Below are 19532 nucleotides of genomic sequence, written 5' to 3' on the forward strand. Positions count from 1 at the left end.
GAAGCCACGTCCCTTGGCTTGGAAAAATTTAGTAAGGTCAAAGATTTAGCCAGAGTTTTCGCTCGCGCCAACAATCTGCGGCCTGTCAGACAAGAGAAAAGACGGTCCGTGGCCCAAACGTCCTCGCCAATCTCCGCTGTCGCTGAACGCTACGCGTCATCGCTTTTCGAGCTCGCGCTCGAAGCGAAATCCGTTGCCAAGGTCGAGGCCGACCTTAACAGCTTCGACGCGATGCTTGCCGGCAGTGCCGACCTGACGCGCCTCATCGGCAGCCCGGTCTTCTCGACCGAGGAGCAGGTCCGTGCCATTTCCGCCATCGTCGACAAGGCCAAGATCGGCGGTCTCGCCGGTGACTTCCTGCGTGTCGTGGCCGGCAACCGCCGCCTGTTCGCAGTGCCTGGCATGATCAAGGCGTTCCGCCGTATCGCCGCCGAACACCGCGGCGAAGTGGCGGCCGAGGTTACGTCGGCGCATGCGCTGACTTCCGCCCAGGAAACCGAACTCAAGGCCGCGCTGAAAAGCGTCGCGGGCAAGGATGTGACGATCGCCGTTACGGTCGATCCCTCGCTGCTCGGCGGCATGGTCGTGAAGATGGGCTCGCGCCAGATCGATACGTCGCTCAAAACCAAACTCAATTCGCTCAAGCTTGCACTGAAAGAGGTCGGCTGATGGACATCCGCGCCGCGGAAATTTCCGCAATTCTGAAAGACCAGATCAAGAATTTCGGCAAGGAAGCCGAAGTTTCCGAAGTCGGTCAGGTTCTGTCGGTGGGTGACGGTATCGCCCGCGTCTACGGTCTCGACAACGTCCAGGCGGGCGAAATGGTCGAGTTCCCCGGCGGCATCCGCGGCATGGCGCTCAACCTCGAAGCCGACAATGTCGGCGTCGTCATCTTCGGTGCCGACCGCGACATCAAGGAAGGCGACACCGTCAAGCGCACCGGCGCCATCGTGGACGTTCCGGTCGGTCCGGGCCTGCTCGGCCGCGTCGTCGACGCCCTCGGCAACCCGATCGACGGCAAGGGCCCGATCAAGGCCGACAAGCGTATGCGCGTCGACGTCAAGGCCCCCGGCATCATTCCGCGCAAGTCGGTGCACGAGCCGATGTCGACCGGCCTCAAGGCCATCGACGCGCTCATCCCGGTCGGTCGCGGCCAGCGCGAGCTGGTCATCGGTGACCGTCAGACCGGCAAGACAGCCATCATTCTCGACACCATGCTGAACCAGAAGTCGGTGCACGAGACCGGCCCTGAATCGGAGAAGCTGTTCTGCGTCTACGTCGCTGTCGGCCAGAAGCGCTCGACCGTCGCGCAGTTCGTCAAGGTTCTGGAAGAGCGCGGCGCGCTCGACTACTCGATCATCGTCGCCGCCACCGCTTCGGACCCGGCTCCGATGCAGTTCCTGGCGCCGTTCACCGCCTGCACCATGGGCGAATATTTCCGCGACAACGGCCAGCACGCGCTGATCGGTTATGACGATCTGTCCAAGCAGGCCGTCGCCTACCGCCAGATGTCGCTGCTGCTGCGCCGTCCTCCGGGCCGCGAAGCCTATCCGGGCGACGTCTTCTACCTGCACTCGCGCCTGCTCGAGCGCGCCGCCAAGCTCAACGACGACATGGGCAACGGTTCGCTGACCGCGCTGCCGGTCATCGAGACGCAGGCCAACGACGTCTCGGCCTACATCCCGACCAACGTGATCTCGATCACCGACGGCCAGATCTTCCTCGAGACCAATCTGTTCTTCCAGGGCATCCGTCCGGCCGTGAACGTCGGTCTGTCGGTGTCGCGCGTCGGTTCGTCGGCGCAGATCAAGGCGATGAAGCAGGTTGCCGGCTCGATCAAGGGCGAGCTCGCCCAGTATCGTGAAATGGCGGCCTTCGCTCAGTTCGGCTCGGATCTCGACGCCGCCACGCAGCGCCTGTTGAACCGCGGTTCGCGTCTGACGGAACTCCTCAAGCAGCCGCAGTTCTCGCCGCTCAAGACCGAAGAGCAGGTCGCGGTGATCTTCGCCGGCGTGAACGGCTATCTCGACAAGCTGGCGCTGAACCAGGTCAGCAAGTTCGAGCAGGGCCTGCTCACCCATATGCGCACGGCCGGCAAGGCCATTCTCGATGCGATCCGCAAGGAGAAGGCGCTGTCGGACGATCTGCGCGGCAAGCTCAAGGCCGAAATCGACAACTTCGCCAAGACCTTCGCGTAAAGCGGCGGAAGACGGGACCGGGTTCGGAGCATGGCTTCACTAAAAGACCTTCGTAACCGCATCGCCTCCGTCAAGGCGACGCAGAAAATCACCAAGGCGATGCAGATGGTCGCCGCGGCGAAGCTGCGTCGTGCCCAGGAGGCCGCGGAAGCGGCGCGTCCCTATTCCGAGCGGATGGGCGCGGTGCTGGCCAACATCACCCAGGCGGTCGGCGGTGGCGGCGATGCTCCTGCGCTGATGACCGGCACCGGCAAGGACGACGTGCATCTGCTCGTCGTCTGCACGGCCGAGCGCGGCCTGTGCGGCGGCTTCAACTCGCAGATCGCCCGACTGGCGCGCGACCACATCCGCCGGCTGCTCGCCAATGGCAAGCAGGTGAAGATCATCTGCGTCGGCAAGAAGGGCTACGATATCCTGCGTCGCGACTTCGCCGGGCAAATCCTCGACCGCGTCGACCTGCGCGAAGTGCGCACGCTGGGCTTCGTCAACGCCGACGGGATCGCCAAGAAGGTGATCGGCCTGTTCAATGACGGCCAGTTCGACGTCTGCACGCTGTTCTATTCGCAGTTCAAGTCGGTGATCAGCCAGGTTCCGACCGCGCAGCAGATCATTCCCGCCGCTTCCGCTCAGTCTTCGGGCGAGGCCGCGAACGGCGCCGCCGTCTATGAATACGAGCCGGAGCCGGGCGAAATCCTCTCCGACCTCATCCCGCGCAACATCGCGGTGCAGATCTTCCGGGCGCTGCTTGAAAACGCGGCCGGCGAGATGGGCGCCAAGATGAGCGCAATGGACAGTGCGACGCGCAACGCAGGCGACATGATCAACAGGCTGTCGATCACGTATAACCGCCAGCGCCAGGCGCAGATCACCAAGGAACTGATCGAAATCATTTCGGGCGCCGAAGCGCTCTAAGCGTGAACCGCGAAGGCACGCCGCCTTCGCACGGATCACGCGGTAACCAAACGGACGAAAAAGGGTAAAGACGATGGCGAAAGCAGCGACCCCGAAGAAGGAAGCACCGGCCAAGGCCGCGGCCGCTCCCAAGGCGCCGGCGGCGGCAAAGGCCGCTCCGGCTAAGAAGGCAGCGGCTCCCGCCAAGGCGGCAGCTCCGGCCAAGGCCGTGGCAAGCGTCAAGGCGCCGGCTCCGGTCAAGAAGCCGGTCGGTGCCGCCGGCAAGGTCCGTCAGGTCATCGGCGCCGTCGTCGACGTGCAGTTCGAAGATCACCTGCCGGCGATCCTGAACGCGCTGGAGACCGAGAACGTCGGCAACCGCCTGGTTCTCGAAGTCGCCCAGCACCTCGGCGAAAACACCGTGCGCTGCATCGCCATGGACACCTCGGAAGGTCTGGTTCGCGGACAGGCCGTCTACGACACCGGCGCGCCGATTTCGGTTCCGGTCGGTCCGGGCATGCTCGGCCGCATCATCAACGTCATCGGCGAGCCGGTTGACGAAGCCGGTCCGGTCGACGGCGTTGAAATCCGCGCCATCCACCAGCCGGCCCCGGCCTATGTCGATCAGTCGACCGAGGCACAGATCCTCGTCACCGGCATCAAGGTTCTCGACCTGCTGGCACCTTACGCCCGCGGCGGCAAGATCGGCCTGTTCGGCGGCGCTGGCGTCGGCAAGACCGTTCTGATCCAGGAACTGATCAACAACGTCGCCAAGGCGCATGGCGGTTATTCGGTGTTCGCCGGCGTCGGCGAGCGCACCCGCGAAGGCAACGATCTCTATCACGAGTTCATCGAGTCGGGCGTCAACAAGAAGGGCGGCGGCCAGGGCTCGAAGGCAGCGCTGGTTTACGGCCAGATGAACGAGCCGCCGGGAGCCCGCGCCCGCGTCGCTCTGACCGGTCTGACGGTCGCTGAATATTTCCGCGACCAGGGCCAGGACGTGCTGTTCTTCGTCGACAACATCTTCCGCTTCACCCAGGCGGGTTCGGAAGTGTCGGCTCTGCTCGGCCGTATTCCTTCGGCCGTGGGTTATCAGCCGACGCTCGCCACCGACATGGGCGCGCTGCAGGAACGCATCACCACCACGACCAAGGGTTCGATCACCTCGGTGCAGGCCATCTACGTGCCCGCCGACGACTTGACCGACCCGGCGCCGGCAACCTCGTTCGCCCACCTTGACGCGACGACCGTGTTGAACCGCGCCATCTCGGAAAAGGGTATCTACCCGGCCGTCGATCCGCTCGACTCGACCTCGCGCATGCTCGACCCGCTGATCGTCGGCGACGAGCACTACCAGGTCGCCCGCCAGGTGCAGTCGATCCTCCAGCGCTACAAGTCGCTGCAGGACATCATCGCCATCCTGGGCATGGACGAGCTTTCGGAAGAGGACAAGCAGACGGTGGCGCGCGCCCGCAAGATCGAGCGCTTCTTGTCGCAGCCGTTCTTCGTCGCCGAAGTGTTCACCGGTGCGCCGGGCAAGCTGGTCGACCTCGCCGACACCATCAAGGGCTTCAAGGGCCTTTGCAACGGCGACTACGACCACCTGCCGGAAGCCGCCTTCTACATGGTCGGCAACATCGACGAGGCGGTCGAGAAGGCCCAGCGTCTGGCCGCCGAAGCGGCTTGATCGGAGCGAAAAGCGAATAGGGAGTAGCGAATAAGGAAGATGTGATGGCCAGTGGCGAAATCTATTCGCTAATCACTATTCGCTGTTCGCTAGAACGACATGGCTGAAGCTTTCAAATTCGAACTGGTCTCGCCCGAGCGCCTGCTGGTCTCGGAACAGGTCGAGTCCGTCGTCATTCCGGGTGCGGAAGGCGAGATGACCGTGATGGCGCAGCACGCGCCGGTCATGACCACCATCAAGCCGGGTGTCGTGACGGTGAAGACCGCCGGCGGCCAGGAACAGCGCTACGTGGTATTCGGCGGTTTCGCCGACATCCTGCCCTCAGGCTGCACGCTGCTGGCCGAATCGGCGGTGGCCGTGAAGGACATCGACCGCGCCGACATCGCTCGCCGCATCCAGGAAGCGCGCGAGGACATGAACGACGCCAAGGACGATGCATCGCGCACCAAGGCAGAGCAGTTCCTGCACCAGCTGACCACGCTGGAAGGCGCCATCCTGCCGGCCTGAGCGGCCTGCATCAAAGAACGAAAAGCCGGGTCTCAGCCCGGCTTTTTTGTTTTTTGGCCCGTGTTTCGCAGTTTCGGGCGGGTTGGAGTGTCTCCCGCCAGGGTGGGAAATACCCGGCCGCTACAGATTCCAGAACCGTCTCGCATTCGCCGACAGAAGCCGGCTGCGTTCGTCCTCGCTACAGCCTTCGAGCAAAGCGTGCGTTGCTGCTACCCATGTCGAAAGGCCGCCGCCAAGGGTGCAGACCGGCCAGTCGCTGCCCCAGACCACGCGATCCCAGCCGAAACTGGCGATGACGTGTTCGACATAGGGGCGCAAGGTGGCGACCGTCCAGCTCGACGGATCGGCATAGGCGACGATGCCGGAGATCTTGGCGATCACATTCGGCCGGCGGGCGATCTCGGCGACATGCGCGCGCCAGGGATGATCGGCCTTGCCCCTGATGTCCGGCACGCCGCAATGGTCGAGCACGAAGCGGACATCCGGGGCGAGGTCGGCGAGCGCGATCGCTTTCGGGATCTGATGCGGCTGTACGCAGAGGTCGAAAGTAAGACCGCTGCCGCCGATCTTGCGGATATTCTCGCGAAACAGCGCGCCTTCCGAGACATCGTCCGGCACGACATGCAGGACACGGCGAAAGCCCTTCACGAAGGGATCGGCGCGCACACGCTCCAGATAGGCAGGAAAGCTCGCCAGTTCCGGCCGACAGGAAACGATGGCGCCGCTGACCAGGCTTTCCCTGTCCGACGCCAGTGCCTTCACATAGGCCGTCTCGGCTTCGATGTCGGCGGGATCGACATCGACCTCCATATGCATGGCCGTCTCGATGCCGGCGCGGCGCGCTTCGACCGCATAGTCCGCATGCGAAAAATCCCGGTTGAGTGCTGGTGCACCGGTCAGCCAGGGATAGCGCAGCGCCCGCCTGTCGATCAGATGCAGATGGGTGTCGACGATCATGGCTGCTTCCCTCGAAACGGCGGAAGGCATGCCTCCCATTTTGTCCATGAGAGCATCAATCGGACGGGAAGGAAATGCTTCTTGCCGGGAAGCTTTTTTGCAATGCCGGCGTCAAGACGAGGTGGCCAAGACAATGGCCTTTCCGTAAGGTACGGCCGGTCGGCCCTCAAGGACCGGCCCTATCGGCTGCACTATCCGTGCGTGCGATCATCATGGCGAGGGATGCGGACGGAACGGCCAGGAGGCGGCCGCGGCGTCCATCTTGCGGATCGCGGATGGTGGCGCCGGGACGGTGAGTGAGGCGGCCGAAGCGCCAAAGGCGCCGGCGTGGAGGAGGAAGACGGTTCATGGGTACTCTCGACGGCAAGGTCGCGGTGGTGACGGCGGCCGCGCAAGGCATCGGGCGGGCAAGTGCGCTCGCCTTGGTTGAAGCTGGCGCACGCGTGGTTGCGACGGATATCAACGAGGCCCTGCTTGCCGAACTGGCCAAGACCAAGGGCATTACCGCCCGCCGGCTCGATGTGCTCGACGACGGCGCGGTGGCCAGCGCTTTCGCCGAAATCGGCCGTGTCGACGTTTTGTTCAACTGCGCCGGCTTCGTCCATTCCGGCTCGGTGCTGGAGATGAAGGATGGCGATCTCGACTTCGCCTTCAATCTCAATGTGAAGGCCATGGTGCGCACCATCCAGGCGGTGCTGCCGGGCATGTTGGAACGCGGCGACGGTTCGATCATCAACATGTCGTCGGTGGCGTCCAGCATCAAGGGCGTGCCCAACCGCTTCGCCTATGGCGTGACCAAGGCGGCGGTGATCGGGCTGACCAAATCGATCGCCGCTGACTTCGTCTCCAGGGGCATTCGCTGCAACGCCATCTGTCCGGGCACCGTGGAAAGCCCTTCGCTGGAGAGCCGCATGCGCGCGCAGGGCGACTATGAGGCCGCGCGGGCCGCCTTCATCGCCCGCCAGCCGATGGGCCGGCTCGGCACGCCGGAGGAGATCGCCGCGCTCGCCGTGCATCTGGCCGGCGCCACCTACACGACCGGCCAAGCCTACGCCATCGACGGCGGCTGGTCGATCTGACGACTGGAACGAACTGGAGGATTTGCATGAAACTCGTTCGCTATGGCGCCGTCGGCGCCGAGAAGCCCGGCCTTGTCGATGGAGACGGCACGCTCCGCGACCTGTCGGGCCATGTCGCCGACATCGCCGGCAAGGTGCTGGACCCGGCATCGCTCACGGCGCTGGCCAGGCTCGACCCGAAGGCATTGCCGGCGGTGTCCGGCAAACCGCGCCTCGGCCCCTGCGTCGCCGGCACCGGCAAGTTCATCTGCATCGGCCTCAACTATGCCGACCATGCGGCCGAGTCCGGCCTGCAGGTGCCGCCCGAGCCGGTGGTCTTCATGAAGGCGAGCTCGGCCATCGTCGGCCCGGATGACGATGTTCTGATCCCGCGCGGTTCGCTAAAGACCGATTGGGAGGTGGAACTGGCCGTCGTCATCGGCAAGACCGCCAAATATGTCACGGAGGCCGAGGCGCTCGACCATGTCGCCGGCTACTGCGTGGCGCACGACGTTTCGGAGCGCGCTTTCCAGACCGAGCGGTCCGGCCAATGGACCAAGGGCAAGAGCTGCGACACGTTCGGCCCGACCGGGCCCTGGCTGGTGACCAAGGACGAGGTCAAGGACCCGCAGGACCTCAAAATGTGGCTGAAGGTCAATGGCGAAACCATGCAGAACGGCTCGACCCGGACGATGGTCTATGGCGTCGCCTTCCTGGTCTCCTATCTGTCGCAGTTCATGAGCCTGCATCCCGGCGACATCATCTCCACCGGCACGCCGCCCGGCGTCGGCATGGGCATGAAGCCGCCGCGCTACCTCAAGGCCGGCGACGTGGTCGAACTCGGCATCGAAGGCCTTGGCAGCCAGCGCCAGACCTTCAGGGCAGACGCCTGACATCGACGCCTGAAATGCCATGGGCTGGGCAGGCGGCGCAGTACCGCCCGCCGGCTCACGGCATTACTGAAGCGATCCGATAGGCGTCTCGGGGCGGATGCGTCGGTCGTTAGCCCTTACCTCGTCGTGCCGCCTGGCCGGCTTTCCCGGACGCAATCGCGCCCTTCGCTCTTTGCCTGGTAAAGTGCGCGGTCGGCACGGATCATCAATCCTGAGAGGTTCTCGCCCTCGCTTGCAACTGCGATCCCGAAGCTCGCTGTTGGGCTAAATTCGCCCGAGAGCATATTCAGCGTTCCTTCCTTGAAGATGGACCGAACAGTCTCGGCGAAGTTGTGGGCATTGGCCGCCTGTCCCGATGGAAGCAAGACCACGAATTCCTCCCCGCCATGACGGGCGATGATGGCGTCATCCGGGGCTTTCTCCTTGAGGATTCTGGAGAAGGTCTGGATGATCCTGTCGCCACCGCTATGCCCGAAGCGATCGTTGATCGCCTTGAAATTATCGAGATCGCTCAGGATCAGGGCTGCCCGTGCGTCGGCCGGTTGCCGCGCAAGCGCATCGTGTGCGCGCGCATCAAAACCCCTGCGATTGAGCAATCCTGACAAGGCATCAGTCTGTGCCTCGGTCTTCATACCGTCCATTATGTCGACGGCGATGATCGCGAAAATCCCCACTCCCAAGGTCGCACAGATGAGAGCATCCGAGATCGACACGATCAGCCAGTATGTGGCTTCGATTTCATCGGCGGCGATACCGGGAATGTGGAAGGTGAAGGGACGAAGCAGGAAACCCAGGCAAGCAAGGGCGACGAGCCCGAAAAACAATTGTTCAACCGGCGTGCGGCGGGGACGTCTCCCGACATCGCCCAGCATCAGCAGGCAGACCGCCGCCAGCCCCCAATTGAGAATGAAAGCTCGCGCCGGCAAGTTCGGTTCCACGAACATGTAGAAATAGAGTGCCGCCAGCGACATCGCGCCGATGGCGAACAGGATGCCATATCGAGGCCGCTGTTTATCTCGGCGGGACAGCGCGACGTACAGCAACATCATAGCCAAAAGGACAAACGAGTTGGCGACGAGCCGGAGCACCAGCGCTTCCTGGGTAAACGCGAAATAGAGGACGCCGAAGCAGAGGCCCCTGATCGCATATGAAAGAGCGAAGATTACGATATAGGTGAGGTGGCGTTGATGTCGCCAAAGCACGACTAAAGATGCGCAATATATTGCCGACATCGCAGGATTCAGCAGCGCGACGACGCCTTCATAACTCATAGCTGTACTTAACCATTGCCTTCGCCTTCTGGCGGCCCCGGCAGGTTTTGAGCAAGTGGAATTTCAATATTCCTCTGTCTAAACCATGCTCTTCATGCAAACTGCTGTCGTTCTAGGCGAGAAGCATTGAAAGTGGATTTAGCGACATGCTGAACGCCCGGTTACATTCCGTTTGGAGATTTCGTGACTTGAATCGGCTTCAACCGCCCGGAGTTCGTTTGAGAACGCCTGTTGGTGAGCGACCCGTCTGAGGAGGAGGCTCCCGTGAGCGACGTGGATAATGGCGTCGGAGCAGTCCATGCGCTCCTCACAGCCACGCACGAGGCGCCGCCGTCGGGTCGCCCACCCGAAGGCGCGCTCGACAACCCTGCTGTGTGGCCGGACTTCAAAGCCCTGGGCGGTGTCAGGCCATTTGATGGCGCCGTGGTGATCGGCGGCAATATCGTGCTGTGGGGAGCGGATCGGTCCAAAAGAACCAGATGGCGGAGAAGGAGGGATTCGAACCCCCGATACCCTTGCGAGTATGCCGCATTTCGAGTGCGGTGCTTTCAACCACTCAGCCACTTCTCCGCAGCGTGGTCGGCCTGTCGGCGCGGCGCACTAGATAACGGCTGCTTGGCCGGGACACAAGGCCCTTCTCAGGCTTTTATGCCGGCTTTTCCGGCCTTTGCTTGACTCACGCCGAACCTTCGGTTAGGGACGACGCGCATTCGGCGTGGGGGATTCTCCGCGCCGCTTGTTTTTTAAACCCGCAGACTGACAAAAAGACGGCCGAACCGCCTGATCCCGAGAGGATCGTTTGGTTCATAAAGGCCGACCGAACAGCGAAAGGCAAAAAATGTTCGCAGTCATCAAAACGGGCGGCAAGCAGTATCGCGTTGCCGCCAACGATGTGCTCAAGATCGAGAAGCTCGAGGCCAATGTCGGCGACGTCGTCGAAATCGGCCAGGTTCTGGCGCATGGCGAAGGCGAGAATGTCGTGATCGGCGCTCCGTTCGTCGACGGCGCGGTGGTTACCGCCGAAGTCGTCGAGCAGGGCAAGAACCGCACCGTCATCGCTTTCAAGAAGCGCCGCCGGCAGAATTCGCGCCGCAAGATCGGCCACCGCCAGCTTCAGACCACCGTGCGCATCTCCGAGATTCTGGTCGGTGGCGCCAAGCCTTCGAAGAAGGCGGCCGCCAAGGCCGAGGTGAAGGCTGAAGTCGCAGCGGAAGCCGCTCCCAAGAAGGAGAAGGCTGCGCCGAAGAAGGCCAAGGCCGAGGCCGCCGCCGAGTAAGACTGCCGGGCGGCTGGTGTCGCCCAAGCAGGCTTGAAACGGAACGCGAACGCGTTCATAAGGATTTTGAGGCGCCTTCGCGGCGCAAAGGAGCAATGAAATGGCACACAAGAAAGCTGGCGGTTCGTCGCGCAACGGTCGCGATTCGGAATCCAAGCGCCTTGGCGTGAAGAAGTTCGGCGGCGAAGCCGTGCTCGCCGGCAACATTATTATTCGTCAACGTGGCACCAAGTGGCATGCCGGCGTCAATGTAGGCATGGGCAAGGACCATACCCTCTTTGCGCTGGAACAGGGCTCCGTCGCCTTCGCCAAAAAAGCCAATGGCCGAACCTACGTGTCGGTGAACCCGACCCTTAAAGCAGCGGAGTAGCCGGTTCCGCACCACGACACCGGCGCCCCATCTCGGGAACCGGTGTCTGGCCAAGCCAGGAAATGGATCAGGGGAGATGGGTGACCATCTCCCCTTTTTCTTATGCCTGGAGGACTTTTCTATGGTTGCCGAAGCGGACTACACGGACGACGGAGGCTTCACGATCGACTGCCCGGTGCTGCGCACCGAGCACCTGGCGATGCGGGCGCCGTGCGAGGCGGACATCGAGCAGCTGGTCACGCTTGCCGACAATCGCCACGTCGCCGAAATGCTGGCCCGCATGCCGCATCCCTATGGCATCGACGAGGCCCGCGCCTTCCTCGCCATGGCGCGCGCACCGCGCGGCGGCATCGTTTTCGCGCTGACTTTGGCCGAGACCGGGGCCTTCATCGGCTGCGCCGGATTGAACGGCACCGACCGCGGCCTGGAGCTGGGTTACTGGATCGGCGAGCCCTACTGGAAGCGCGGCTATGCGACGGAAGCCGCGCATGCGCTGGTCGATCTCGCCTTCACCCGCACCACCATCCAGGTTCTGCATGCGTCGACCAGGGTCATCAATCCGGCGTCGCGCAGGGTCATCCACAAGTGCGGTTTCCAGTATGCCGGGCAGGGCATGCTGAATTCCATCGTTGCCGGCCAGGTGCCCGTCGAGCGCTACCGGCTCGACCGCAAGACCTGGACGAGCCTGAGGACCTGGGTGCGGCTGTAACCTCGGTCGGCATAGGTCAGTTCACTTCGAGCCAGACCGGCAGATGGTCGGAGCCTTCGGCTTCGCGGTCGACCCAAAGCCGCTTCAGGGAACCGGCCAGCGACGCACTGGTGAAGATGTAGTCGATGCGCTTGTGCCGGCTTTCGTCCTTTGGTCTGTCCGGATCGACCCAGGTGACGAGGTCGGCGCCGCTGGAGCCGAGCCGGGCGGCGGCGTCGACGGCGAGGTCGACGCTCAAGGGCAGGCCGAATTCGTGATCGGGCAGGCCGGCAAGTTCGACATATTCGGGCGAACCGGGAAGCATGTTGAAGTCGCCCATAACCACGTAGGCCTCGGGACAGGGCGGCTCCGGCAGGCCGATTTCGCCGAGACCGCTGAGGGCGCCGCCTTCGAGCGCATGGTTCAACAAACGTTCGCGCAGGAAGCGAACCTGCCGGGCGCGTTCGAGCGGATTGCGATGATCGAGATGGGTGGAATAAAAACGCACGAAGCCGAGTGGCGTTTCGATCAGCGCTTCCAGCGCGCCGCGCTGGAAGTTCATCGCGCCGATGGAGCGGCCGCGCGGCAGAAGCAGGTTGCGCGACAGATGGATCGGCGTCTTGGACAACACCATGTTGCCAAGCTGGAACGTGACGGTGCGGGCACGCCCGCCGATGACGGCGGAGCCGGCATTGGCCTCGAAGTTGGAACCGTAGACGGCGAAATAGTCGGGCAGCGCTTCCATGATCGCGGCCACCATGTCGTGTCCGCCATTCTTGGGATTGTTGCGCGTGACCTCCTGCAGCGCGATGACATCGGCGCCACGAACCGCATCGACGATGCGGGCGAGGTCATAGCGGCCGTCGAGGCCGATGCCGTATTGAATGTTGTAGGTCACTACCCGCATGACAAACTCTCCCGCGCCGGGCCGCAAAAACGACCCGCTCCGCTCTCGCTCTAGGCTTCGCCATAGTTTAGAGCAGACAGGTTCATGAAGTTCCATAGCAGCAGAAATCGCGTCGTCCGATGAAATTCCTCGATCAAGCCAAGGTCTACATTCGCTCCGGTGACGGTGGCGCTGGTTCCGTGTCTTTCCGGCGCGAGAAGTTCATCGAGTTCGGCGGGCCGGATGGCGGCGACGGCGGCCGCGGCGGCGATGTCTGGCTGGAAGTGGTCGATGGGCTGAACACGCTGATCGACTATCGCTACCAGCAGCATTTCAAGGCCAAGACCGGCACGCACGGCATGGGCCGCAACATGACCGGGGCCAAGGGCGCCGACATAGTGCTGAAAGTGCCGGTGGGCACCCAGGTCTATGCCGAGGACAACGAGACGCTGATCTGCGACCTGACCCAGATCGGCCAGCGCTTCCGGCTGGCAGCTGGCGGCAATGGCGGTTTCGGCAACCAGCATTTCAAGACATCGACCAACCAGGCGCCGCGTCGCGCCAATCCCGGCCTGCCGGGCGAGGAAATGTGGATCTGGTTGCGGCTCAAATTGATCGCCGATGCCGGGCTGGTGGGGTTGCCCAATGCCGGCAAGTCGACTTTCCTGGCTGCGGTGACCGCGGCCAAGCCGAAGATCGCCGACTATCCTTTCACCACGCTGCATCCGGGCCTCGGCGTTGCCCGCGTCGATGCGCGTGAATTCGTCATCGCCGACATTCCGGGCCTCATCGAAGGCGCCCATGAAGGCGTCGGCATCGGCGACCGCTTCCTCGGCCATGTCGAGCGCACGCGTGTGCTGCTGCATCTCGTCTCCGCGCAGGAGGAAAACCCCGGCAAGGCCTACAAGACCGTGCGGGGCGAGTTGGTGGCCTATGGCCACGGGCTCGCGGAAAAGACCGAGATCGTCGCGCTGTCGCAGATCGATATTCTCGACGCCGACGAACGCAAGAAGAAGACGGCCTCGCTGAAACGTGCCGCCGGCCGCGCGCCGCTCTTGTTGTCGGCGGTGACCGGCGAAGGCGTGGAAGCAGTGCTGCGCGCACTGATGGCCGTGGTGGCCGAGGCACGCGACGCCGTGCCGGCAAAGGTCGATACGCGCTGGGAACGCTAGTCATGTCCGCGCAGTCCCTGAAGAAATATCGCCGCATCACGGTGAAGATCGGCTCGGCGTTGCTGGTCGACCGCACGACCGGTTTGAAACGCGAGTGGCTGGCCTCATTGGCGCAGGATGTCGGCACGCTGGCCGCCGGCGGAGCGGAGGTTCTCGTCGTGTCCTCGGGTGCGATCGCGCTCGGCCGCACCATTCTGGGACTGGGCAAGCGGGCGCTCAAGCTGGAGGAAAGCCAGGCCGCCGCCGCCGTCGGGCAGATCGCGCTTGCCGGCGCATGGTCGGACGCGCTTGGCGGCCACGGCCTGAAGTCCGGCCAGATCCTGCTGACGCTCGGCGATACGGAAGAGCGCCGTCGTTATCTCAATGCGCGGGCGACCATCTCGACGCTGCTGAAGATGAAGGCGGTGCCGGTCATCAACGAGAACGATACGGTGGCGACGTCCGAAATCCGCTACGGCGACAATGACCGGCTGGCGGCGCGGGTGGCGACGATGATGGGCGCCGATCTCCTCGTGCTGCTCTCCGACATTGACGGGCTCTATACGGCGCCTCCGGCGCGCGATCCCAATGCCGCCTTCATTCCAGTGGTCGAGCGCATCACGCCCGACATCGAGGCGATGGCCGGTGCCGCCGCCTCCGAATTGTCGCGCGGCGGAATGCGCACCAAGCTGGACGCCGGCAAGATCGCCAATGCCGCCGGCACGGCGATGATCATCACGGCGGGTACCAGGCTGTCGCCGCTGATGGCGATCGAACGTGGCGAACGGGCGACTTTCTTCAAGCCGAGCCCGACGCCGGTGAAAGGCTACAAGACCTGGATCGCCGGCCAGCTCGAGCCGGCCGGCCGGCTCACCGTCGATGCCGGCGCCGTCGGGGCGCTGATATCCGGCAAATCGTTGCTGCCGGCGGGTGTGAAGCTGGTCAGCGGCAATTTCGCGCGCGGCGACACCGTCGCTATCCTCTCGCCCGAGGGGCGCGAGATTGCCCGCGGGCTGGTTGCCTATGATGCGGCCGATGCCGTAAGAATCGCCGGCCTCAAGACAGCCGAGATCGAGGCGGTGCTGGGCTACGAGGCGCGTTCGGCGATGATCCATCGCGACGATCTCGTGGTGAGCCATGCCGGTGCCGACAGCGGAGAATGAGCCATGCTGAAGCTGCATGAAGGGTCGGTAGCCAATACGGTCACGCTGATGGCCGAACTCGGCCGCAAGGCGCGCGCGGCGGCCCGACCACTCGCCATCGCTTCCAGCGACCGCAAGAATGCCGCGCTGCTTGCGATGGCCGATGCGATTATGCGCAACGAGGCGGCGATCGTCGCCGCCAACGCAATTGATATGAAGAACGGCGAAGAAGCAGGCCTTTCGCCTTCGCTGATGGACAGGCTGAAACTCACTTCGGCGCGCATCAAGGCGATCAGCGACGGCATCCGCGAGATCGCGGCACTCAAAGACCCGGTTGGCGACGTGATCGCGGAATGGGACAGGCCGAACGGCCTGCACATCGAACGCGTGCGTACGCCGCTCGGCGTCATCGGCGTGATCTACGAAAGCCGCCCGAATGTCACCGCCGATGCCGGCGCCTTGTGCCTGAAGGCCGGCAATCCGGTCATCCTGCGCGGCGGCTCGGATTCCATCAATTCCTCTTCCGCCATTCATGCCTGCCTGGTGGAAGGGCTGAAGGCCGCCAATCTGCCCGAGGATGCGATCCAGCTGGTGCCGACCACGGATCGCGCCGCCGTCGGCGAGATGCTGAAGGGGCTTTCCGGCAATCTCGACGTCATCATCCCGCGCGGCGGCCGCAGCCTGGTCGAGCGTGTGCAGACGGAAGCGCGCGTCCCGGTGTTCGCGCATCTGGAAGGCATCTGCCATCTCTACATCGACAAGTCGGCAAAGCTCGACATGGCGGTGGCCATCGCCGTCAACGCCAAGATGCGCCGCACCGGCATCTGCGGCGCCGCCGAGACGCTGCTGGTCGACAGGGCGGTCGCTGGTACGCATCTCATTCCCATTTTGGAGGCCCTGCGCGTAGCCGGCTGCGAAATCCATGCCGAAGCCGATGTGCTGAAGGCCTTTGGCGATGCCAAACCCGCCACGGATGCCGACTGGGTGACGGAATATCTCGACGCCATCATCGCGGTGAAGCTGGTCGACGGTGTCGATGGCGCCATCGAGCATATCGAAACCTTCTCCTCGCATCACACCGAGGCGATCGTCGCCGAGGACGTGGCCGTCGTCGAACGGTTCTTCAACGAGATCGACTCGGCGATCCTCCTGCACAACGCCTCGACCCAGTTCGCCGATGGCGGCGAATTCGGCATGGGCGCCGAGATCGGCATCGCGACCGGCAAGATGCATGCGCGCGGGCCGGTTGGCGTCGAACAGCTGACATCGTTCAAGTACCGGGTGCGCGGCAACGGGCAGGTGCGGCCGTGAAGGAGATTGTTGCTCTCCCTTGTTTGGGGAGAGTGGCGGGTGCCGCGAGCTTGGTTTGGGGGTAAAACTGATTTCCGACGCGCCTCAGGCCGGCTCCGCTTCACGGATCGACGCTTCCCATGTGGGTAAGGGCGAGGCGGTCGCCTCCCGATATCTGCGGATGCCCTATGCCGAGAAAGGCATGCAGATCGGTCTGTTCGGCGGCTCGTTCAATCCCGCCCATGCCGGGCATGCGCTGGTGGCAGAGATCGCTCTCAGGCGCCTGGCGCTCGACCAGCTCTGGTGGATCGTCACGCCCGGCAATCCCCTGAAAAGCACGCGCGAACTGGCGCCGCTTGCCGAACGCATCAGGCTTTCGGAAAAGATTGCGCAGAACCCCCGCATCAAGGTGACTGCCTTCGAGGCAAGCCACCATATCCGCTATACGGCCGACACGCTGGCGCTGGTGCGGGCCAAGAACCCGGGCATCGACTTCGTCTGGATCATGGGAGCGGATTCGTTGCGCGATTTCCATCGCTGGCAACGCTGGCGCCAGATCGTGATGACCTTTCCGATCGCCGTCATCGACAGGCCGGGTTCGACGCTGTCCTTCCTGTCCTCGGTCGTCGCCAAGACCTTCGACTACGCCCGCGTCGACGAGGGCGATGCGCCGATCCTGGCGCGCATGAGGGCGCCGGCCTGGACCTTCATCCATGGCCCGCGTTCGCTCTTGTCTTCGACCGAGATCAGGCAGGCGGCAAAGAAATAGTCCTCCGCTTTGCCTGCGGGTTGATGACGCCCTGCGGGCGTGTCCGCGTTAACGCGAAGCGTTTGTCTTGAAAGTGCAATGCGACTCTGCCTATCTAAGTGGTGTCACCTGCGTTGCCGGTGATTTGGTTGTTCTTCTCGTGAAAGGAAAGACACTGAGAACAGCACTGCGGAAGAAGGCCGACATCGTGCCTTCGGCGGCCGGGATAGGCGGCATCGACGCCTCGGCCCGCGCCATCAAGACAGTCCTTGCCAGTCTGGAAGACTCCAAGGCCGAAAACATCGTCCCCATCGACATCCAGGGAAAATCGAGCCTCGGCGACTATATGGTCATCGCGTCGGGCCGCTCGAACCGTCATGTGACGGCGGTTGCCGACCATCTCCTCAAAGCGCTGAAGGACGCCGGCTTGGGCGACGCGCGCGTCGAGGGTCTGGCCAGCGCCGATTGGGTGCTGATCGATTCCGGCGATGTGATCGTGCACGTCTTCCGTCCAGAGGTTCGTGACTTCTACAATCTTGAAAAGATGTGGTTGGCACCCGATCTCGAGGAAGAGACCCTCCACTGAGCCGTTAGGCTCCGCGAGGCAGGGATGAAGATCATCGTACATGCCGTGGGCCGGATGAAAGCCGGCCCCGAAAGAGAATTGGCCGCTCGCTATTTCGACCGTTTTGCCAAAAGCGGAGCCGCGATCGGCCTCGAGTTTTCCGGCGTCACCGAAATCGCCGAAAGCCGCGGCCAGACGGCCAGCGAGCGCCGGCGCGAGGAAGGCCAGCGCCTGCAGACGCAGCTTCAGCCCGGCGGCGCGCTGGTGTTGCTGGATGAGCGGGGCCGCACCTTTTCGTCCGAGGAATTCGCCGGCCGTCTCGGCCTGTTCCGCGACGGCGGGCGTCGCGCGCTGGTGATTGCGATCGGCGGCGCCGACGGCCACGACCAGTCGCTGCGCGATCAGGCCGATCTTGTCGTGTCGTTGAGCGCCATGACCTGGCCGCACCAGCTCGTGCGGGTCATGCTGGGCGAACAGCTCTACCGCGCCGCCACGATCCTTGCCGGCCATCCTTACCATCGCTCCTAGAGCGCTGATCCGATTTTCGCCCCATTGCGGTTCGAGAAGCCCAGAAGGTGGGTGAGCGAATAATTATGGTTGATGGTTCGTTAACGAAGCCGCGAATACAGTCGGGCTTCCATGGTAGAGCGTGAAAAGTCGAGATCGGGCATCATGCGCGGTTGCTTCATTGCAGCTGCGTTCGTCATGTCGTCTTCGGCTCACGCACAAAACACCCCCGAAACGCCGCCCGACGCGGACCAGAACCGGGCGGAATATGAGCGGGTATCCAAGGAGATCACCCTGTCGGGCGAGCGGCTTGGCAAGCTCGCCGCCGATATCGCCACGGTGAAGAAGGATTCCGCGTCGATTACCGCGGCCCTTATCCAGTCGGCCAAGACCGAGCAGAAGCTCAGCCAGGACATCGAGGAGATCGGCACCAGGCTGGGTGGCTTCAAGGACCAGGAAAAAAAGCTGCGCGAATCGCTGGCTTCGCGCCGCGACGTGCTGGCCGAGGTGCTGGGCGCGCTGCAACGCATGGGCCTCAATCCGCCGCCGGCGATCCTGGTCCAGCCGGAGGATGCGCTGTCCTCGGTGCGCAGCGCCATCCTGCTTGGCGCCGTCGTGCCGGAACTGCGGCACCGCGCCGACGTGGTGATGGCCGAACTGGCGGAACTTTCCAAGGTGACGGCTTCGATCGAGGCCGAGCGGGCGCGCCTCGCCGCCGCGGTCACGGATCAGCTCGCCGAGAAGCAGCGACTCAACCTGTTGCTGCAGACCAAGGAGAAGCTTCAGGCCGATACCGAAACGGCTCAGGCGGACGAGCAGAAGCGGGCGCGGGAACTGGCGGCCAAGGCCTCCAGCCTCAAGGACCTGATCGCCTCGCTCGACGCCGAGGCGGACAAGACACGCAAAGCCGCGGAAAAGGCAAAGCAGGATGCGATCGACAAGGCGAACGCCGATGCAGTCGCTGCCGCAACCCCGGTTCCGGAAGCCAATCGCCTGGCATCGGTATCGCCGTTTTCGGCGATGCAAGGGCAGGTTGCCCTGCCGGTTACCGGCAAAATGCGACGCCGGTTCGGAGGCGAGGACGGCAGCGGCGGCATCATGCAAGGCGACATGGTTGCGACACAATCGGGAGCCATCGTCACCGCACCGGCGGATGGAAGCGTTCTTTATGCGGGGCCGTTTCGCTCGTATGGCCAACTCTTGATCCTGAACGCCGGCGACGGCTATCATGTCGTGTTGGCGGGAATGAGCAAATTGAACGTAGCGGCTGGCCAGGCCGTGCTCTCGGGCGAACCGATTGGCACCATGGGCGAAGCCCGGGTGGCGAGCACGTCTGCAGCGCAGAATGGAAATGCCACGCCGGAACTCTACATCGAGTTCCGCAAGGATGGAAAACCTGTCGATCCTAACCCATGGTGGGCGGATCGATTCTCTGGAAGGACGTGAA

Annotated in this window: 19 protein-coding genes, 1 tRNA gene and 1 pseudogene; 17 read left to right on the top strand and 4 right to left on the bottom strand. The window is 63.6% G+C overall.

The genetic code is table 11. The features are described from left to right. Positions 1 to 108: 108 nt before the first annotated feature. The 5 genes from FZF13_RS11475 (at position 109) to FZF13_RS11495 (ending at position 5283) form a co-directional block, all read left to right on the top strand. A complete protein-coding gene (locus FZF13_RS11475; RefSeq protein WP_024923018.1) occupies positions 109 to 669 on the top strand; it encodes a F0F1 ATP synthase subunit delta in 561 nt (186 codons plus the stop codon). Continuing rightward, positions 669 to 2198 carry a F0F1 ATP synthase subunit alpha gene (gene atpA, locus FZF13_RS11480; RefSeq protein ID WP_024923017.1) on the top strand — a complete coding sequence of 510 codons (1530 nt, stop codon included), beginning with the start codon at positions 669 to 671 and terminating at the stop codon, positions 2196 to 2198. The genes FZF13_RS11475 and atpA overlap by 1 nt, the downstream gene beginning before the upstream one ends. Positions 2199 to 2228: 30 nt before the next feature. After that, positions 2229 to 3110 carry a F0F1 ATP synthase subunit gamma gene (locus FZF13_RS11485; RefSeq protein WP_024923016.1) on the top strand — a complete coding sequence of 294 codons (882 nt, stop codon included), beginning with the start codon at positions 2229 to 2231 and terminating at the stop codon, positions 3108 to 3110. 73 nt (positions 3111 to 3183) lie between these two features. Continuing rightward, positions 3184 to 4776, top strand: coding sequence for a F0F1 ATP synthase subunit beta (gene atpD / locus FZF13_RS11490; protein WP_024923015.1), 1593 nt, complete (start codon positions 3184 to 3186; stop codon positions 4774 to 4776). Between the two features lie 99 nt (positions 4777 to 4875). Beyond that, a complete protein-coding gene (locus tag FZF13_RS11495) occupies positions 4876 to 5283 on the top strand; it encodes a F0F1 ATP synthase subunit epsilon (RefSeq protein ID WP_024923014.1) in 408 nt (135 codons plus the stop codon). A 120-nt stretch (positions 5284 to 5403) separates the two neighbouring features. On the opposite strand, the gene FZF13_RS11500 is transcribed toward FZF13_RS11495, so the two are convergent. Next, complete coding sequence (locus FZF13_RS11500) at positions 5404 to 6240, bottom strand: amidohydrolase family protein (protein WP_024923013.1); 837 nt, start codon at positions 6238 to 6240, stop codon at positions 5404 to 5406. Positions 6241 to 6587: 347 nt separating this feature from the next. Here FZF13_RS11500 and FZF13_RS11505 point away from each other — a divergent pair, with 347 nt between their 5' ends. Further along, on the top strand, positions 6588 to 7319 hold the full coding sequence (locus tag FZF13_RS11505) for an SDR family oxidoreductase (RefSeq protein ID WP_024923012.1): 732 nt from the start codon (positions 6588 to 6590) through the stop codon (positions 7317 to 7319). Positions 7320 to 7345: 26 nt separating this feature from the next. Then, positions 7346 to 8191 carry a fumarylacetoacetate hydrolase family protein gene (locus FZF13_RS11510; protein ID WP_024923011.1) on the top strand — a complete coding sequence of 282 codons (846 nt, stop codon included), beginning with the start codon at positions 7346 to 7348 and terminating at the stop codon, positions 8189 to 8191. Positions 8192 to 8307: 116 nt separating this feature from the next. On the opposite strand, the gene FZF13_RS11515 is transcribed toward FZF13_RS11510, so the two are convergent. Together FZF13_RS11515 and FZF13_RS11520 are read right to left on the bottom strand one after the other, a co-directional pair. Beyond that, positions 8308 to 9462, bottom strand: a complete 1155-nt coding sequence (locus FZF13_RS11515; protein ID WP_024923010.1) for a GGDEF domain-containing protein — start codon at positions 9460 to 9462, stop codon at positions 8308 to 8310. A gap of 480 nt (positions 9463 to 9942) precedes the next feature. Continuing rightward, positions 9943 to 10032: transfer RNA gene (locus FZF13_RS11520), tRNA-Ser, on the bottom strand. A gap of 268 nt (positions 10033 to 10300) precedes the next feature. On the opposite strand from FZF13_RS11520, the pseudogene rplU reads away from it, so the two are divergent. From rplU to FZF13_RS11535, 3 genes and pseudogenes are all read left to right on the top strand, one after another. Beyond that, positions 10301 to 10735 (top strand): annotated as a pseudogene (gene rplU, locus FZF13_RS11525) (50S ribosomal protein L21); the annotation flags it as partial. A 103-nt stretch (positions 10736 to 10838) separates the two neighbouring features. Further along, positions 10839 to 11108, top strand: a complete 270-nt coding sequence (gene rpmA, locus FZF13_RS11530) for a 50S ribosomal protein L27 (protein WP_024923008.1) — start codon at positions 10839 to 10841, stop codon at positions 11106 to 11108. A 121-nt stretch (positions 11109 to 11229) separates the two neighbouring features. Further along, on the top strand, positions 11230 to 11817 hold the full coding sequence (locus tag FZF13_RS11535; protein WP_024923007.1) for a GNAT family N-acetyltransferase: 588 nt from the start codon (positions 11230 to 11232) through the stop codon (positions 11815 to 11817). A gap of 16 nt (positions 11818 to 11833) precedes the next feature. On the opposite strand, the gene FZF13_RS11540 is transcribed toward FZF13_RS11535, so the two are convergent. Then, positions 11834 to 12703: an endonuclease/exonuclease/phosphatase family protein gene (locus tag FZF13_RS11540; RefSeq protein ID WP_024923006.1), complete on the bottom strand. Its 870-nt coding sequence runs from the start codon at positions 12701 to 12703 to the stop codon at positions 11834 to 11836. Between the two features lie 119 nt (positions 12704 to 12822). Between FZF13_RS11540 and obgE the strand changes: the two genes are divergently transcribed. The 7 genes from obgE (at position 12823) to FZF13_RS11575 (ending at position 19531) form a co-directional block, all read left to right on the top strand. Beyond that, entirely contained in the window at positions 12823 to 13854 is a 1032-nt protein-coding gene (gene obgE / locus FZF13_RS11545; protein ID WP_024923005.1) for a GTPase ObgE, read from the top strand. 2 nt (positions 13855 to 13856) lie between these two features. Then, a complete protein-coding gene (proB, locus tag FZF13_RS11550; protein WP_024923004.1) occupies positions 13857 to 14996 on the top strand; it encodes a glutamate 5-kinase in 1140 nt (379 codons plus the stop codon). Between the two features lie 3 nt (positions 14997 to 14999). Further along, positions 15000 to 16286: a glutamate-5-semialdehyde dehydrogenase gene (locus tag FZF13_RS11555; protein WP_024923003.1), complete on the top strand. Its 1287-nt coding sequence runs from the start codon at positions 15000 to 15002 to the stop codon at positions 16284 to 16286. Between the two features lie 160 nt (positions 16287 to 16446). Further along, positions 16447 to 17034, top strand: a complete 588-nt coding sequence (locus FZF13_RS11560) for a nicotinate-nucleotide adenylyltransferase (RefSeq protein WP_024923002.1) — start codon at positions 16447 to 16449, stop codon at positions 17032 to 17034. 187 nt (positions 17035 to 17221) lie between these two features. Beyond that, on the top strand, positions 17222 to 17599 hold the full coding sequence (rsfS, locus tag FZF13_RS11565; RefSeq protein ID WP_024923001.1) for a ribosome silencing factor: 378 nt from the start codon (positions 17222 to 17224) through the stop codon (positions 17597 to 17599). Positions 17600 to 17623: 24 nt separating this feature from the next. Then, positions 17624 to 18106, top strand: a complete 483-nt coding sequence (gene rlmH / locus FZF13_RS11570; protein WP_024923000.1) for a 23S rRNA (pseudouridine(1915)-N(3))-methyltransferase RlmH — start codon at positions 17624 to 17626, stop codon at positions 18104 to 18106. A gap of 111 nt (positions 18107 to 18217) precedes the next feature. Then, entirely contained in the window at positions 18218 to 19531 is a 1314-nt protein-coding gene (locus tag FZF13_RS11575) for a murein hydrolase activator EnvC family protein (protein WP_024922999.1), read from the top strand. Position 19532: the final 1 nt, after the last annotated feature.

This window comes from Mesorhizobium terrae (assembly GCF_008727715.1).
Classification (GTDB): domain Bacteria; phylum Pseudomonadota; class Alphaproteobacteria; order Rhizobiales; family Rhizobiaceae; genus Mesorhizobium; species Mesorhizobium terrae.

Coding starts and splice junctions, on each gene's coding strand:
- atpA (WP_024923017.1), top strand. CDS start 669: ATGGACATCCGCGCCGCGGAAATTTCCGCAATTCTGAAAGACCAGATC.
- FZF13_RS11485 (WP_024923016.1), top strand. CDS start 2,229: ATGGCTTCACTAAAAGACCTTCGTAACCGCATCGCCTCCGTCAAGGCG.
- atpD (WP_024923015.1), top strand. CDS start 3,184: ATGGCGAAAGCAGCGACCCCGAAGAAGGAAGCACCGGCCAAGGCCGCG.
- FZF13_RS11495 (WP_024923014.1), top strand. CDS start 4,876: ATGGCTGAAGCTTTCAAATTCGAACTGGTCTCGCCCGAGCGCCTGCTG.
- FZF13_RS11500 (WP_024923013.1), bottom strand. CDS start 6,240: ATGATCGTCGACACCCATCTGCATCTGATCGACAGGCGGGCGCTGCGC.
- FZF13_RS11505 (WP_024923012.1), top strand. CDS start 6,588: ATGGGTACTCTCGACGGCAAGGTCGCGGTGGTGACGGCGGCCGCGCAA.
- FZF13_RS11510 (WP_024923011.1), top strand. CDS start 7,346: ATGAAACTCGTTCGCTATGGCGCCGTCGGCGCCGAGAAGCCCGGCCTT.
- FZF13_RS11515 (WP_024923010.1), bottom strand. CDS start 9,462: ATGAGTTATGAAGGCGTCGTCGCGCTGCTGAATCCTGCGATGTCGGCA.
- rpmA (WP_024923008.1), top strand. CDS start 10,839: ATGGCACACAAGAAAGCTGGCGGTTCGTCGCGCAACGGTCGCGATTCG.
- FZF13_RS11535 (WP_024923007.1), top strand. CDS start 11,230: ATGGTTGCCGAAGCGGACTACACGGACGACGGAGGCTTCACGATCGAC.
- FZF13_RS11540 (WP_024923006.1), bottom strand. CDS start 12,703: ATGCGGGTAGTGACCTACAACATTCAATACGGCATCGGCCTCGACGGC.
- obgE (WP_024923005.1), top strand. CDS start 12,823: ATGAAATTCCTCGATCAAGCCAAGGTCTACATTCGCTCCGGTGACGGT.
- proB (WP_024923004.1), top strand. CDS start 13,857: ATGTCCGCGCAGTCCCTGAAGAAATATCGCCGCATCACGGTGAAGATC.
- FZF13_RS11555 (WP_024923003.1), top strand. CDS start 15,000: ATGCTGAAGCTGCATGAAGGGTCGGTAGCCAATACGGTCACGCTGATG.
- FZF13_RS11560 (WP_024923002.1), top strand. CDS start 16,447: ATGCCCTATGCCGAGAAAGGCATGCAGATCGGTCTGTTCGGCGGCTCG.
- rlmH (WP_024923000.1), top strand. CDS start 17,624: ATGAAGATCATCGTACATGCCGTGGGCCGGATGAAAGCCGGCCCCGAA.
- FZF13_RS11575 (WP_024922999.1), top strand. CDS start 18,218: ATGGTAGAGCGTGAAAAGTCGAGATCGGGCATCATGCGCGGTTGCTTC.